At 66.0% G+C, this 13,924-nt stretch carries 13 protein-coding genes; 7 read left to right on the top strand and 6 right to left on the bottom strand.

Annotated elements, in window-relative coordinates:
* The first annotated feature begins 8 nt into the window (after window positions 1–8).
* The gene (locus tag V9K97_RS20035; RefSeq protein WP_337320179.1) at window positions 9–1,451 is read left to right on the top strand and encodes an efflux transporter outer membrane subunit; all 1,443 of its coding nucleotides are present in this window, start codon (window positions 9–11) and stop codon (window positions 1,449–1,451) included.
* Between the two features lie 11 nt (window positions 1,452–1,462).
* Here the strand turns inward: V9K97_RS20035 and V9K97_RS20030 are convergent, their stop codons facing one another.
* Both V9K97_RS20030 and V9K97_RS20025 read right to left on the bottom strand, forming a co-directional pair.
* On the bottom strand, window positions 1,463–1,828 hold the full coding sequence (locus V9K97_RS20030; protein WP_337296698.1) for an SPW repeat protein: 366 nt from the start codon (window positions 1,826–1,828) through the stop codon (window positions 1,463–1,465).
* A gap of 113 nt (window positions 1,829–1,941) precedes the next feature.
* On the bottom strand, window positions 1,942–2,808 hold the full coding sequence (locus tag V9K97_RS20025; RefSeq protein ID WP_337320178.1) for a MurR/RpiR family transcriptional regulator: 867 nt from the start codon (window positions 2,806–2,808) through the stop codon (window positions 1,942–1,944).
* Window positions 2,809–2,954: 146 nt separating this feature from the next.
* Here V9K97_RS20025 and V9K97_RS20020 point away from each other — a divergent pair, with 146 nt between their 5' ends.
* From V9K97_RS20020 to V9K97_RS20005, 4 genes are all read left to right on the top strand, one after another.
* On the top strand, window positions 2,955–4,289 hold the full coding sequence (locus V9K97_RS20020; protein WP_337320177.1) for an aspartate aminotransferase family protein: 1,335 nt from the start codon (window positions 2,955–2,957) through the stop codon (window positions 4,287–4,289).
* Between the two features lie 57 nt (window positions 4,290–4,346).
* The gene (locus V9K97_RS20015; protein WP_337320175.1) at window positions 4,347–5,261 is read left to right on the top strand and encodes a transporter substrate-binding domain-containing protein; all 915 of its coding nucleotides are present in this window, start codon (window positions 4,347–4,349) and stop codon (window positions 5,259–5,261) included.
* A gap of 13 nt (window positions 5,262–5,274) precedes the next feature.
* Window positions 5,275–5,940, top strand: coding sequence for an aspartate/glutamate racemase family protein (locus tag V9K97_RS20010; protein ID WP_337320174.1), 666 nt, complete (start codon window positions 5,275–5,277; stop codon window positions 5,938–5,940).
* 81 nt (window positions 5,941–6,021) lie between these two features.
* On the top strand, window positions 6,022–6,846 hold the full coding sequence (locus V9K97_RS20005) for an undecaprenyl-diphosphate phosphatase (RefSeq protein ID WP_337313904.1): 825 nt from the start codon (window positions 6,022–6,024) through the stop codon (window positions 6,844–6,846).
* A gap of 3 nt (window positions 6,847–6,849) precedes the next feature.
* Here V9K97_RS20005 and V9K97_RS20000 read toward each other — a convergent pair whose 3' ends face one another.
* The 4 genes from V9K97_RS20000 to mutS form a co-directional block, all read right to left on the bottom strand.
* On the bottom strand, window positions 6,850–7,533 hold the full coding sequence (locus V9K97_RS20000) for a response regulator transcription factor (RefSeq protein WP_258501318.1): 684 nt from the start codon (window positions 7,531–7,533) through the stop codon (window positions 6,850–6,852).
* A gap of 192 nt (window positions 7,534–7,725) precedes the next feature.
* Window positions 7,726–8,535 (bottom strand): alpha/beta hydrolase, encoded by an 810-nt coding sequence (locus tag V9K97_RS19995; RefSeq protein ID WP_337296690.1) that lies wholly within the window; start codon window positions 8,533–8,535, stop codon window positions 7,726–7,728.
* A 17-nt stretch (window positions 8,536–8,552) separates the two neighbouring features.
* Complete coding sequence (locus V9K97_RS19990; protein WP_157614818.1) at window positions 8,553–9,392, bottom strand: proteasome-type protease; 840 nt, start codon at window positions 9,390–9,392, stop codon at window positions 8,553–8,555.
* A 28-nt stretch (window positions 9,393–9,420) separates the two neighbouring features.
* Entirely contained in the window at window positions 9,421–12,018 is a 2,598-nt protein-coding gene (gene mutS / locus V9K97_RS19985) for a DNA mismatch repair protein MutS (RefSeq protein ID WP_337320220.1), read from the bottom strand.
* Between the two features lie 185 nt (window positions 12,019–12,203).
* On the opposite strand from mutS, the gene V9K97_RS19980 reads away from it, so the two are divergent.
* Window positions 12,204–12,827: a hypothetical protein gene (locus V9K97_RS19980; RefSeq protein WP_337320173.1), complete on the top strand. Its 624-nt coding sequence runs from the start codon at window positions 12,204–12,206 to the stop codon at window positions 12,825–12,827.
* Window positions 12,828–12,861: 34 nt separating this feature from the next.
* Window positions 12,862–13,839 carry a magnesium/cobalt transporter CorA gene (corA, locus tag V9K97_RS19975; RefSeq protein ID WP_337296688.1) on the top strand — a complete coding sequence of 326 codons (978 nt, stop codon included), beginning with the start codon at window positions 12,862–12,864 and terminating at the stop codon, window positions 13,837–13,839.
* Window positions 13,840–13,924 lie beyond the last annotated feature (85 nt).

Genomic DNA, 13,924 nt, shown 5'->3' with positions numbered 1-13,924 from the left:
ACAGAAGAATGAACGAACCTGCCATGAAACAACGACCACGCATTCGCTCGCATCTGCCCGGCAGGCTGTCCGCACTCGTGTTGGCCGCCATGGTGGCCGGCTGCGCCGTAGGTCCCACATACCAGGTGCCAAGCTCGGCCGCTCCTGTCGAATGGAAAGAGCAGAAGGCCGCCGAAGGCTGGCTGCCCGCCGCGCCGGCCGACGCGCTCGACCGCGGCGAATGGTGGAAGCTTTTCGGCGACGTGACGCTCGACGAGCTGGCTGCCCGCGTGCAGGTGTCGAACCAGAACATTGCCGCGGCGGTGGCCAACTACGCGCAGGCCCAGGCGCTGGTGCGCGGAGAGCGCGCCGCGCTGTTCCCGACGGTGTCGCTCGACGGCAGCGGCAGGCGAAGCGGCAATGCCGGCAGCACCAGCAACGCAACCAGCACTTTTGCCGCAACGCTGGGTGTCGATTGGGCGCCCGATGTGTGGGGCCGGCTGCGTCAGGCCGTGAGCAGCGCGCAGGCCAATGCAGAGGCCAGCGAGGCCGATCTCGCTTCGGCGCGACTCTCGGCCATTGGCGACCTGGCCACCAACTACTTCTCGCTGCGTGAAACCGATGCCGAGATTGTGCTGCTCGACCAGACCATCGAAGGCTACCAGCGTGCCTTCGAGATCACGAACAACCGATACAAGGCCGGCATTGCCGCGCAGACCGACGTGCTGCAGGCACAGACCCAGCTCGTCAGCGCCCAGGCCGAGCGCGTGGGCCTGCAGCGCACCCGCGCCACGCTGGAGCACGCCATCGCCATGCTGGTGGGCGTGGCGCCGGCCGACTTCAGCCTGCCCGCGGCGCAGTGGACGCCCACGGTACCGGGGATTCCGACGGGCGTGCCATCGACGCTGCTGCAGCGCCGGCCCGACATCGCGGCGGCCGAGCGCGCGGTGGCGGCCGCCAATGCGCAGATCGGCATTGCGCGCTCGGCGTACTTTCCCAACTTTGGGCTCAGCGCCTCGGTGGGCGGCAACGCAAGCCGCGTGAAAGACCTGTTCAACGCATCCAACACGCTGTGGGCGCTCGGCCTTTCGGTGGCGCAGGTGGTGTTCGACGCGGGCGCCATCGGCGCGAGCGTCGATTCGGCCAAGGCGGGCCACGAAGCCAGCGTGGCGCGTTACCGGCAGACGGTGCTCACCGCTTTCCAGGCCGTGGAAGACCAGCTCACCGCCGGTGCCGCGCTGGCACAGCAGGAAGGCCTGCGGCGCGAAGCCTCGGCCGCGGCCGACAAGACCGAGCAGCAGTTGCTCAACCGCTATCGCGCCGGCCAGGTCAGCTACACCGAGGTGGTCACTGCGCAGGCAGCCGCGTTGAACGCACGCCGCACGCTGGTGCAGCTGCTTGTAAATCGCCAGACCGCCGCAGTGGCGCTCATCCAAGCCCTCGGCGGCGGCTGGCAGGCTGGGGCAACGTAATCAACGTGCCTTCAGTGCGCGTGACGGTCCATCGACCCGCCCAGGTAGTCCTTGTCGGTCACAAGCACCCAGAGCGCAAGCACCAGGATGGCCGCGGACACGAGCACTGCGTTGACCATCGCGTTCTCGACGGTGGCAAAGCCGAGTACCCAGGGGGATACGGCCAGCCAGATCGCGAGCGCGCCTTCGGTCCACTCTTCCCAGGCACGGGGAACCAGGGTCGCCCCGAGTGCCACGGCGCCCAGTGCGATACCCGTCGCTACCGTGCTCCACATCGCGAAGGTCACGTCCTGGAAACCCAGAACCCAGGGCGAAACGATCAGCCACACACCCAGAACGATGTTGACCGGGTCTTGCCAGTGTTTCACTTGCTTCATGGTCATTACCTCCTGTCGCAGCACAAAGCCGCGACAGCTGTTTGACCGGGCGGTTTTGCGCGGGTTCCGCAATGCGGCACCGCAGCATGCGATTGGTTGGCCGCACCTATTTTCTAGCTACCGCGCGCCACCGGCGGCGCTAGGTACGCGCCTGATTCGAACAGCTGCGCCTCCGCCTGGTCGATGCGCCGGATCACCGGCTTGCCCGCGCGGCTCGCGAGCAGTTCGACCAGCGCCTCGGTCACGGCCACGCCGGCCGCCACCGAGGGAAAGAACGAGGGGCTGTTGATCGTGAAGAGCAGCGTTTCATCCGCCAGCAGCGACAGCGGCGAAGCCACGCTGTCGGTAATGGCAACGATGCGGCAGCCCGCCGCCTTGGCCGCCTCCGTCACCTGCAGCGCCTCGCGCGAGTAGGGCATGAAGCTGGCCACCACCAGCGCATCGCCCTTGGCAAAGGCGCGCTGTTGCATTTCGAGCGAGCCGCCCTGGCCGTCGACGAGGTGCACGCTGGCGCGGAAGAGCCGGTACACGTAGACGAACGAGAACGCGATCGGAAAGCAGGCCCTGAACCCCGCCGCGTGCACCGCGGGCGCCTTCTCGATCAATGCGCAGGCCTTTTGCAGCGCCTGCTCGCTCTGCTGGTGCGTGGCCTCCAGGTTGCGGCGCTGCACCTCGAACATCTCGCCCGTGAGGCTCCGGTCTTGCGCACGGCCGATGAGCTGCTTGGCGCGCCCGCCGTACGTTTCGGTGCCAAGGCCCATGTCGCCCGCAAAGGCTTCCTTCAGCTGCGGCCAGCCCGCATAGCCGAGGTGCTGCGCAAAGCGCACCAGCGTGGCGGGCGTGCTCTGCGCGCGCGTGCCCACGTTGCGCATCGACGTGGTCACCACTTCGTTCGGATGGTCAAGGACATAGCGCGCCACCTGCTGCAAGGCGGGGCTCAGTTCGTTGAAACGCTGGCGGATCTGGTCTCTGGCGCCCATGGCGGTGTCTCTTTGGCAGCTGCTGTTGGAACGAATGTACCGGACATGGGACGACGGAACAGTTGACGGAACAAATGTTCCAAACAATAATCCGTCGGAACGTTAGTTCCAAACACGAATCCGCCATCTTGCTGCCACCCGCCACCATGACGCACGTCTTTCACCGCCACCTTCGCCAGAGCCCGCCGGTTGCCGCGGGCTCCAATGGCATGTTCATCCGCGACGCCGAAGGGCGCGAATACCTCGACGCATCGGGCGGCGCAGCCGTGTCTTCGCTCGGCCATGCGCACCCCGAAGTGCTGGCCGCCATGCACGCGCAGCTCGACAAGCTGGCGTACGCGCACACCAGCTTCTTCACCAGCGAGGTGGCCGAGCAGTTGGCCGACGAGCTGATTTCATCGGCGCCCGAAGGCATGAGCCATGTGTACCTGGTGAGCGGCGGCTCCGAGGCGGTGGAGGCGGCGCTGAAGATGGCGCGGCAGTACTTCGTAGAGATTGGCCAGCCGCAGCGCACGCACTTCATCGCGCGCCGCCAGAGCTACCACGGCAACACGCTGGGCGCGCTTGCGGTGGGCGGCAATGCATGGCGGCGCGAACCGTTCGCGCCCATTCTGGTGCCGCCCACGCACGTCGCGCCGTGCTACCCGTACCGCGAGCAGCGGGCCGATGAAAGCGCCGAGCAATACGGCCTGCGTCTCGCGGCCGAACTCGAGGCTGCCATCGTCGCGCAGGGCGCCGATCGCGTGATCGCCTTCGTGGCCGAAACAGTGGGCGGCGCCACGGCCGGTGTGCTCACGCCGGTGCCGGGCTACTTCAAGGCCGTGCGCGCGGTGTGCGACAAATATGGTGTGCTGCTGATCCTCGACGAAGTGATGTGCGGCATGGGCCGCACCGGAACGCTGCACGCCTGCGAGCAGGAGGGCGTGGTACCCGACCTGATGACCATTGCCAAGGGCCTTGGCGGCGGCTACCAGCCGATTGGCGCGGTGCTGGCGCAGCGCAAGATCGTCGATGCCATGTCCAGAGGCAGCGGCTTCTTCCAGCACGGCCACACCTACCTTGGGCATCCGATGGCTTGCGCGGCGGCGCTCGCGGTGCAGCAGGTGATCCGGCGCGACGGCTTGGTCGCTAAGGTTCGCGAAGACGGCGCAGCATTCGGCGCCATGCTGGCCGAGGCACTCGGCGGCCACGCGCATGTGGGCGACATCCGCGGCCGCGGCTTCTTCTGGGGCATCGAGCTCGTGGCCGACCGCGCGAGCAAGGCACCGTTCGATCCGACCTTGAAGATCAACGCAGCCATCAAGAAAGACGCCATGGCGCGCGGCCTGCTGTGCTACCCCTTCGGCGGCACGGTCGATGGCCGGCAGGGCGACCATGTGCTGCTCGCGCCGCCCTTCATCGCCACGCGTGCGGACCTGCGCGAGATCGCAACGCGCCTTGCGGCTTCCGTCGATGCCGTGACGAGCGCCGCCACCCGCTGACCGCAGCGCTTTTCTTCTTCGTTTTTTTCCAACCCGCCCGTTCCAAGGAGCGCTCTCATGCCCAAGCTTCGTCTGCCGATTTTCTTTGGTGCTGCCGCTCTCGCGGCGGCTTCTGCCCTGCTGTTGCCGCATGCCGCGCGGGCCCAGGACAACAACGACACGCTCGCCAAGATCAAGGCGAGCGGCGCCATCACCTTCGGGTACCGCGAGTCGTCGTTCGGCTTCTCCTACCTCGACGGCGCCCTGAAGCCCGTGGGCTACAGCATCGAGATCTGCAACCGCATCGTCGAAGCGGTGAAGAGCGAGCTGAAGCTGCCGGCCATCGAGATCAAATACCAGGCCGTGACCTCGGCCAACCGCATTCCGCTGGTGCAGAACGGAACGGTCGACATCGAGTGCGGCTCCACCACCAACCTGGTCGAGCGCCAGAAGCAGGTGGCGTTTTCACCGGACATCTTCCGCTACAACGTGCGCATGCTGGTCAAGGCCGATTCAGGCATCAAGAGCATTGCCGACCTGCAGGGCAAGACGGTGGTTACCACCACTGGCACCACGTCATTCCGCCTGCTGCGCGAGGCCGACAAGGGCCGCAACCTCGAGGTGAACAACCTCGGCGGCAAGGACCACAGCGACTCGTTCCTGCTGGTGGAAAGCGGCAGGGCGCAGGCCTTTGTGCTCGACGACATCCTGCTGGCCGGCCAGATCGCGAACGCGCGCAACCCGAAGGACTTTGTCATTACCGGCGAGAGCCTGCGCACCGAGAACCAGTCGCTCATGTTCCGCAAGGACGACCCGGCCTTCAAGGCGCTGGTCGACCGCGTGGTGTCGGGCATGATGAAGTCGGGCGAAATGGAAAAGCTCTACAGCAAGTGGTTCATGTCGCCGATTCCGCCCAAGGGCATCAACATCAACTATCCGCTCAACGCCGAGACGAAGGAGGCCTTTGCCAACCCGTCGTCCAAGGGCATCTGACGATTCCTGCCGCATGATCCGCATCGCCCTGATCCACGCGCTTTCTCATTCGGTTGCGCCCATCAACGCCGCCTTCGAGCGCGACTGGCCCGAGGCCGAGCGCATGAACCTGCTGGACGACAGCCTCTCGGCCGACCTGGCACGCGGCGGCCGGGGGCTCGACGCCGCGATGCACGAGCGCTTTCAGCGGCTTGCGCAGTACGCGGTCGACACCGGCGCGCAGGGCATTCTCTTCACCTGTTCGGCCTTCGGCCCATGCATCGAGGCGGTAGCAAAGCGGCACGCGGGCATTCCGGTGCTCAAGCCCAACGAGGCGATGGTGGCCGAGGCCGTGCAGGCGCAAGGCCAAGGGCAGGGCCGGCTCGGCCTCATTGCAACCTTCGCAGCCACGCTGGCGTCGATGCCGCCCGAGTTCCCGCCCGGCTTCGATTTGGAGCCCGCCTTGGCCGAAGGCGCGCTCGACGCGCTGAATGCCGGCGATACGGCGCGGCACGACGCCCTGATTGCCGCGCAGGCACTGGCCCTGCGCGAGCGCGGCTGCACGCGCATTGCGCTCGCACAGTTCAGTATGGCGCGCGCCCGTGCCGCCTGCGAGCAAGCCAGCGGCCTGCCGGTGCTCACCACCGTAGACAGCGCCGTGCGGACGCTGCGAGCGCGCTCTGGGCAAGCCCCCCGATAAAAGCCCGCAGCCGCACGGGGCCGCCTGAACCCGGCCTGACTCGATGCCTCGCCATAATTGGCGCTCTTTAAAGGAGTAAGCGTGGACATCGTTTTGCTGGTGAAGGCCGCTGTCATGGGCATCGTCGAAGGGCTGACAGAGTTTCTGCCGATCTCGTCGACCGGGCATCTGATTCTTGCGGGCTCGCTGCTCGGCTTCGACGACGCCAAGGCCAAGGTGTTCGACATTGCCATTCAGACGGGTGCGATCTTCGCGGTGATCCTGGTGTACTGGCAGAAGATCCACTCCACCGTGGTGGCGCTGCCGCGGCAGCCCAAGGCCAGGCGCCTGGCCATCAACGTGGTGCTCGGTTTTCTTCCGGCCGTCGTGCTGGGGCTGATCTTCGGCAAGATGATCAAGGCGCATCTCTTCACCCCGGTGGTGGTGGCCAGCACCTTCATCATCGGCGGCTTCATCATTCTCTGGGCCGAAAAGCGGCCGCCGGGCTCGGTGCGCATCGAGCACGTCGACGACATGACGATGTGGGACGCCCTCAAGGTTGGCCTCGTGCAGTGCTTCGCGATGATTCCGGGCACCAGCCGCAGCGGCTCGACCATCATCGGCGGCATGCTGCTGGGCCTCTCGCGCCAGGCGGCCACTGATTTTTCGTTCTTTCTTGCCATTCCGACGCTCATCGGCGCCGGGGCCTACAGCCTGTACAAGGAGCGCGCGCTGCTGTCGGTGGCCGACATTCCGCTGTTCTCGGTGGGGCTGGTGTTTTCGTTTTTGAGCGCGTGGCTCTGCGTGCGCTGGCTGCTGCGGTACATCAGCACGCACAACTTCATTCCCTTTGCGTGGTACCGCATCGCCTTCGGCATCGTGGTGCTGGCCACGGCGTGGACCGGCATGGTGGTCTGGGCGGAGTAAGCCTCAGCGCGAAAAGGAATCTTCGCCGCCCGCGTGCGCCGTCTCGGCGCGCGAGCCGAGTGCCAGCTTCCTGTAGATGCCCTTGGTGCGGCGCTCCAGCGCCAGCTTGGGCGCCGAAAGCGTTTCGGCAATGTCGCTGTAGCTGCGCCCCTGCACCACCAGCTCGAGCATCTTGCGTTCGCGCAGCGACAGCGTCGTGTCCGAATCGGCCGGTGAATCGGCCGCGTGACTTGAGTCCCACGCCAGGATGCGCCGCGCAATGGCTGCGTCGATCGGCGCGCCGCCTTGCTCGATGCTGCGCAGGCCGATGCTGAGCTCGAGATCGTCGCGCTCCTTCAGCAGGTAGGCCATCGCGCCGGCGCGCAGCGCTGAAAAAATGGTTTCGTCGGTGCGCTTCGCGGAAACCGCGACGGCGGGCACTTTCGGTTGGTGGGCCTGCAGCCAGTCGATGAGTTCGATACCGCTGCCATCGGGCAAGCCGATGTCCACAAGGGCCACACCAAAACGCTGGCTCTCGAGCAGTTGCATGGCCGTCTCACCGCTCTCGGTCCAGACGATCTGGGGCTCGTCGCATCCGAGCGTCGACAGGATGTAGCGAAAACGTTCCTGCATCGACGGATCGTTTTCGACCACGAGCGTCGGACTCAGAGAAACGGCTTCAACGGCTTCCGGGTAGGAAGTTGACATTTGCTCGACATTTTGAAGCGGCGACCGATGAACTGGGACGTTTTTACTTATTTTCAGCCATTGTTACCGATGATTGCAATTTGTATCGTTCGGTTATGTCCCTCTTGACAGGGATTCAACGGAGAGAGGCGCCCAGGGCATGGCGATGCCGAGTTTCCACCCGGCTTTTGCATCTCCCGATCGATGGATCGATCAGTCCAGCAGGTTGCGCAGCGCCGCCTCGACTGCCGCCGCCGTGGCCAGCGGCTTTTCCATGGGAAACAGGTGCGTGCCGTCGAGCATTGCAATACGGCCCTTGGTCACCTTCTGGGTCATGGCCATGCCCACCTGCTTCATCTCGGCCGACTGGCGCCCGCCGATGAAGGCCACCTTGCATTTGAGCGGATGGCGGCGCAGCAGGGCGCCCAGGTTGTGGGGCAAGGTGTTGTAGATGGCCGTTTCCACGTTGCGGTCGAAGCTCAGCTCGCGCGTGTCTTCGCTGTCGAAGGTGCCGTGATCGATGTAGTCGTGCAGCACCTGCTCGTCCCACTTGGCAAAGGCCTTCTTGCTGCGGAAGTGCTCGAACACGGCTTCGCGGTGCTCCCACTTGTTCTTGCGCCTGCGGCTGATGGCGCCGGGCGACACGGTCTTCATCAGCGGGGTGCGCTTGACCAGGCTCAGCGTGTTTGCGCGCCAGCCGCCCAGAATCGGCGAGTCGAGCAGCACCACGCCGCGGGCGAGCGCCGGATGCAGCGCCGCGCACATCAGGCTCAGGAATCCGCCGAGCGAATGGCCGACCAGAAACACCGGGCCGCCGGCACGGTCGGCGTGCTGCTTGGCAAAGTCGGCCAGCTGCTGCACCAGGTGCGGCCAGTTGTCGGTGACGGGGTACTTCGGGTCGTGCCCGAACTTCTCTATGGCGTCGACCTCGAAGCCGCGGTTGCGCAGGCTGTCTAAAACAACGCGGTAGGTGCTCGCCGGAAAGCTGTTGCCGTGCGAGAAGACGATGGGCGGCATCGCCATGGCTGCTGCGGCCGGGCTCAGATGAGCTTTTCGTCCGGCGTGGAAATCTTGCGCAGCGGGCTGTGCCGCGTGGCCGGCATCTTCAGCGGGTGCTGGGTGGCGGAGTCGTCCCACACCGGGTCTTCAATGCTGTCGAACACCTCGCGCAGCTTCTGGCCCCAGCTGTTGTGCATCATGCGGTAGTAGGGGTTGTCGGCGTCGATGCAGATCACGCGGTCGGTTTCGAACTTGTTGGCCTCGTACACCACCAGGTCGAGCGGCAGGCCCACCGAGAGGTTCGACTTCATGGTCGAGTCCATCGACACAAGCGCGCACTTGGCGGCCTCGTCGAGCGGGGTTTCGGGCGTGAGCACGCGGTCGAGCACCGGCTTGCCGTACTTCGATTCGCCCACCTGGAAGTAGGGCGTCTCGGTGGTGGCTTCAATGAAGTTGCCCGCCGAATACACCAGGAACAGGCGCATGCCTTCGCCCTTGACCTGCCCGCCGAAGATGAACGACACGTTGAAGTCGAGGCCCGCATGCTTGAGCGCCTCGGCGTCGCGGTCGTACACGTGGCGCACGGCCGAGCCGAGCACGCGTGCGGCATCGAACATGCTCTTGGCGTTCCAGATGGTGATGGGGTCGCCCTGCGAGCCGTCTTCACGGGTTTCGCGCAGCTCTTCTATCTGCAGGATTTCGCGCACCGACTGCGAGATGCTCAGGTTGCCCGAAGACAGCAGCACCATGACACGGTCGCCCGGCTGCTCGTAGACGATCATCTTGCGGAAGGTGCTGATGTGGTCCACCCCCGCATTGGTGCGCGAGTCGGAAAGAAACACCAGTCCGGCGTTGAGTTTGATGCCTACGCAATAAGTCATTTTTTCATCTCGCACGAAGGATGCCCGCTCACATGGCGCTGCGTTCGCGCGTGTTCAGTTTTTGTAAGGCATAGAGCGCGTCGAGCGCCTCCCGTGGCGTCATCGCGTCGGGGTCGAGCGCGGCCAGGGCGGATTCTACGGCGCTGGCCATCGGCGTTTCGGCCGCCGGCGGAGGTGCGAACAGGTCGACCTGCGCGCGCGTCTGGGCATGCTGCGACTCCAGCGCCTCGAGCGCCTGGCGTGCATGGTTGACCACCGCAGAGGGCATGCCCGCGAGCCGCGCCACCTGGATGCCGTAGCTCTTGCTGGCCGGGCCGGGCTGCATTTCGTGCAAAAACACGATGTCGCGGCCCGCTTCGGTGGCGCTCACGTGCATGTTCACCGCGCAGTGGTGCGTGGCCGGAAACTCGGTCAACTCGAAGTAGTGGGTGGCAAAGAGCGTGAAGGCCTTGCTGCGGTCGTGCAGTTGGGCCGCAATGCCGGCCGCCAGCGCCAGGCCGTCGAAGGTGCTGGTGCCGCGGCCGATTTCGTCCATGAGCACCAGCGACTGCGCGGTGGCGCTGTGCAGGATTTGCGCAGCCTCGGTCATCTCGAGCATGAAGGTCGACTGCGCATTGGCCAGGTCGTCCGCCGCGCCAATGCGGGTGTGAATCGCGTCGATGGGCCCCAGCCGGCACGCCGCCGCCGGCACGTGCGAGCCAATGGAGGCCAGCAGCACGATGATGGCCACCTGCCGCATGTAGGTCGACTTACCGCCCATGTTGGGGCCGGTGATCACCTGCATGCGCTGCTGCGGCCCGAGCACCGTGTCATTGGCGATGAAGCCGCCGGACGACTTCTCGGCCAGCCGCGCCTCCACCACCGGGTGGCGGCCCTGCTGGATTTCGATGCACGGGTGCGACACGAAGCTCGGCGCGCGCCAGTGCAGCGTGTGCGAGCGTTCGGCCAGCGCGCAGAGTGCGTCGAGCGTGGCAATGGCGCCCGCCAGCTGCGTGAGCGCGTGCACCGAGGGCTGCAGCGCATCGAGCAGTTGCTCGTAGAGCCACTTTTCGCGGGCGAGGGCCCGGTCTTGCGCGCTCAGGGCCTTGTCTTCGAAAGCCTTGAGCTCGGGCGTGATGAAGCGCTCGGCGTTCTTCAGCGTCTGGCGGCGGCGGTAGTTGTCGGGCACCTTCGAGAGCGCGCTTTGCGTCACTTCGATGTAGAAGCCGTGCACGCGGTTGAACTGCACACGCAGGTTGCTGATGCCGGTGCGTTCGCGCTCGCTCACTTCGAGCTTCAGCAGAAAGTCGTCGCAGTTCTCGCTGATGGCGCGCAGCTCGTCGAGCTCGGCGTCGTGGCCGGTGGCAATCACGCCGCCGTCGCGCACCAGCGCCGACGGGTCGGGCTTGATGGCGCTTGCCAGCAGGTCGGCGCATCCCGGCGGCGGTGCAAGGCGCTCGGCAATCTGGTCGAGCAGCGCGGCCGAGCCGGGCAGAAGCGGCGACAACTGTTCCGCCTTGGCCAAGGCAAGCCGCAGCGCCAGCAGTTCGCGCGGGCGCACCTGGCGCAGCGCAATGCGCGCTGCAATGCGCTCCACGTCGCTCGTGTTCTTGAGCTGCTCGCGCAGCGTGCGCCAGGGCGCCGCCGTGCCGCCCAGCACTGTGGACTGCAGCGCGCCGATGGCTTCAAGCCGCGCCTGCGCCTCGCTGCGGTCGCGCCGCGGCGACAGCAGCCAGCGCTTCAGCAAGCGGCTGCCCATGCCCGTCATGCAGGTGTCGAGCAGCGAGAACATGGTGGGCGAATCTTCGCCGCGCAGCGTTTGCACCAGCTCCAGGTTGCGCCGCGTGGTGGGCGGCAGCTCGATCAGGTCGCCGTCGCGCTCCACCGAAAGGCGCTGCACGTGCGAAAGCGCGCGGCCCTGCGTGTGCTCGGCATAGCCCAGCAGCGCGGCGGCGGCGGCATGCGCGTTGGCGAGCGATTCGGCGTTCCACGCGGCCAGGCTCTTGCTGCCCATTTGCTCGCTGAGCTTGCGTTCGCCCAGGCCGCCGTCGAACTGCCAGGCCGGGCGAATAGAAAGCGTGAAAGGCGTGGCCGCGCGTGCGGCCTTCAGGCGCTGCTCGAAAGCCGGCGTTACCTCGGCGCTGTACAGCAGCTCGCTTGGGGCGATGCGGGCAATCCAGGTTTCGAGCGCATCGGCCGGGCATTCGGCCAGCCGCAGCTCGGCGCCGGTCACGCTGAGCCAGGCCAGGCCGCAGAAGTTGCGCGTGCCCGCATGTACCGCGAGCAGCAGCGATTCGCTCTTGTCGTTGAGCAGTTCCGAATCGGTCAGCGTGCCGGGCGTAACCACCCGCACCACCTTGCGCTCGACCGGCCCCTTGCTCGCGCCGACTTCGCCCACCTGCTCGCAAATAGCCACCGATTCGCCCAGCTTGATGAGCCGCGCGAGATAAGTATCGACCGCATGAAAGGGCACGCCGCACATCACCACCGGCTGGCCGGCCGACTGGCCGCGCTGGGTGAGCGTGATGTCGAGCAGGCGCGCGGCCTTTTCGGCGTCGGCCCAGAACAGCTCGTAGAAATCGCCCATCCGGTAGAACAGCAGCGTGTCCGGATGGTTGGCCTTGAGGCCCAGGTACTGCGCCATCATGGGCGTGTGCCCGGAGAAGTCGCTGGTCGAGGGGGAGGGTTGGGCAGTCGTCGTTTTCACTCGGGCGATTATCGGGGACGAGCGGGCGGCAAGCCGGTGCCCATTGCGGCGGTTGCGGCAGGCCGGCGTGCACCCGCCGCTCTAAAATCCGCCGACGCAAACCCCGCGTGAAGAACAAGGCGCCCATGGCTCACCCGGATGAATTCAAAGGCCCTGAAGCGGCCGCGTTGCCCGACACCGCCACCTTGCCCGCAGAGTTTGCCGCGTTGTACCTTTGCATGTCGCCTGCCCAGCTTGCCGACCTGCGCAAATCGAAGCGGCCCGACGGGCGAGCAGGCAACGGCCCGCCCGTCATCAGGCCAGTGGAAGGCGGTGCAGCCGGGCCGAAAGACCCGCTGCTCTACACGCTTGGCACATTGCGCAGCTTTGCGAAGGCCCACACCGCCCCAACGGCGTTCGACACCGCGTTGAACTCCGGAATGCTGGGCTGGGTGTCCGCCGAGCTGCCGTTCTTTGCGGAACTGGAACCCCGCGTCAAGCGCGGCAGGCGAGTGCTCATAGGCGGCGCCTGGGACCGGGCCGACCCTCTGCGCGAGAAGCGCTTCGCGGAACTGGCAAAGGGCCGTATCCGCTTCACATCATTGACCTGCGCCGAAGCCGCAGCCAGCCTGTGGGCTGACGTTGCAAGCCACTCTGCGTTGGCCGAGAAAGGCCTGGCGCTGCTCAAGAGCGAGACGCAGGCCATCGAAGCTTCGCTGGCCGCCACCGCGGCGCTGGCGGCGGCTTCGAATCCGGCCTCGGCAGCCTGACTCCGATTCAAAGATTGACCATGGACGAGTACCGATGCTGATCAACTGCGTGGCCTACGAAAACGGCGCCAAGCTCGCCGATATCCCGGTCGAGGACATCAGCGAATACATCACCCGCCCCGGCTGCTTTGTGTGGGTGGCGCTGAGCGACGCAACGCCGGAAGAGCTGGCGCAGATGAAGGACGAGTTCAACTTGCATCCGCTGGCGGTCGAAGACGCCCATCACGGCCACCAGCGCCCCAAGGTCGAGGAGTACGGCGACTCGCTCTTCGTGGTGATGCACCTCGTCGAGCCCTCTACCGAAGGCGCTCATTGCGTGAACGTGGGAGAGGTCGACGTGTTCGTCGGCAAGAACTACGTGCTTTCGGTGCGCAACCGCAGCCAGCAGGGCTTTCTGGGCGTGCGCGAACGCTGCGAGCGCGAGCCCGACTTGCTGCGCAACGGCGCGGGCTTTGTGCTGTATGCGCTGATGGATGCGGTGGTCGACCGCTACTTTCCGGTGATCGACGCGCTCGAGGTGGAGCTTGAATCCATCGAGCAGCAGATCTTTACCCAGGGCGGCGCGGCGCGCGACAAGATCAAGCAGCTTTATGACCTGAAGCGGCGCAGCATGATCCTCAAGCGCGCGGTGGCGCCGCTGACCGAAGCGGCCGGCAAGCTGCATGGCGGGCGGGTGCCGCAGATCTGCATGAGCTCGCAGGAATACTTTCGCGATGTGGCCGACCATCTGGTGCGCATCAACGGCTCCATCGACGCGATGCGCGACACCATCGGCACGGCCATTTCGGTGAACCTGTCGATGGTCACCATCGAAGAGAGCGAAGTGACCAAGCGGCTTGCCGCCTGGGCCAGCATTTTTGCGGTGTGCACCGCGTTTGCCGGCATCTGGGGCATGAACTTCGAGCACATGCCGGAGCTGAAACTTCGCTACGGCTATGCGGCCGCGCTGGCGCTGATGGGCGGCACCTGCAGCTACCTTTACTACCGCTTCAGGCGCGCCGGCTGGCTCTGAATTTCTTTCTCCCTCCCCTTCCGGGGGAGGGCAGGGGTGGGGGCAGGCGGCGTATCAAGTGATAGCGGCTTTTTCGTAGGCCGCG

Origin of the sequence: Variovorax sp. CCNWLW186 (genome assembly GCF_037203865.1) — a bacterium.
Classification (GTDB): Bacteria; Pseudomonadota; Gammaproteobacteria; order Burkholderiales; family Burkholderiaceae_C; genus Variovorax.
This window is presented reverse-complemented; position numbering and strand designations above follow the sequence as displayed.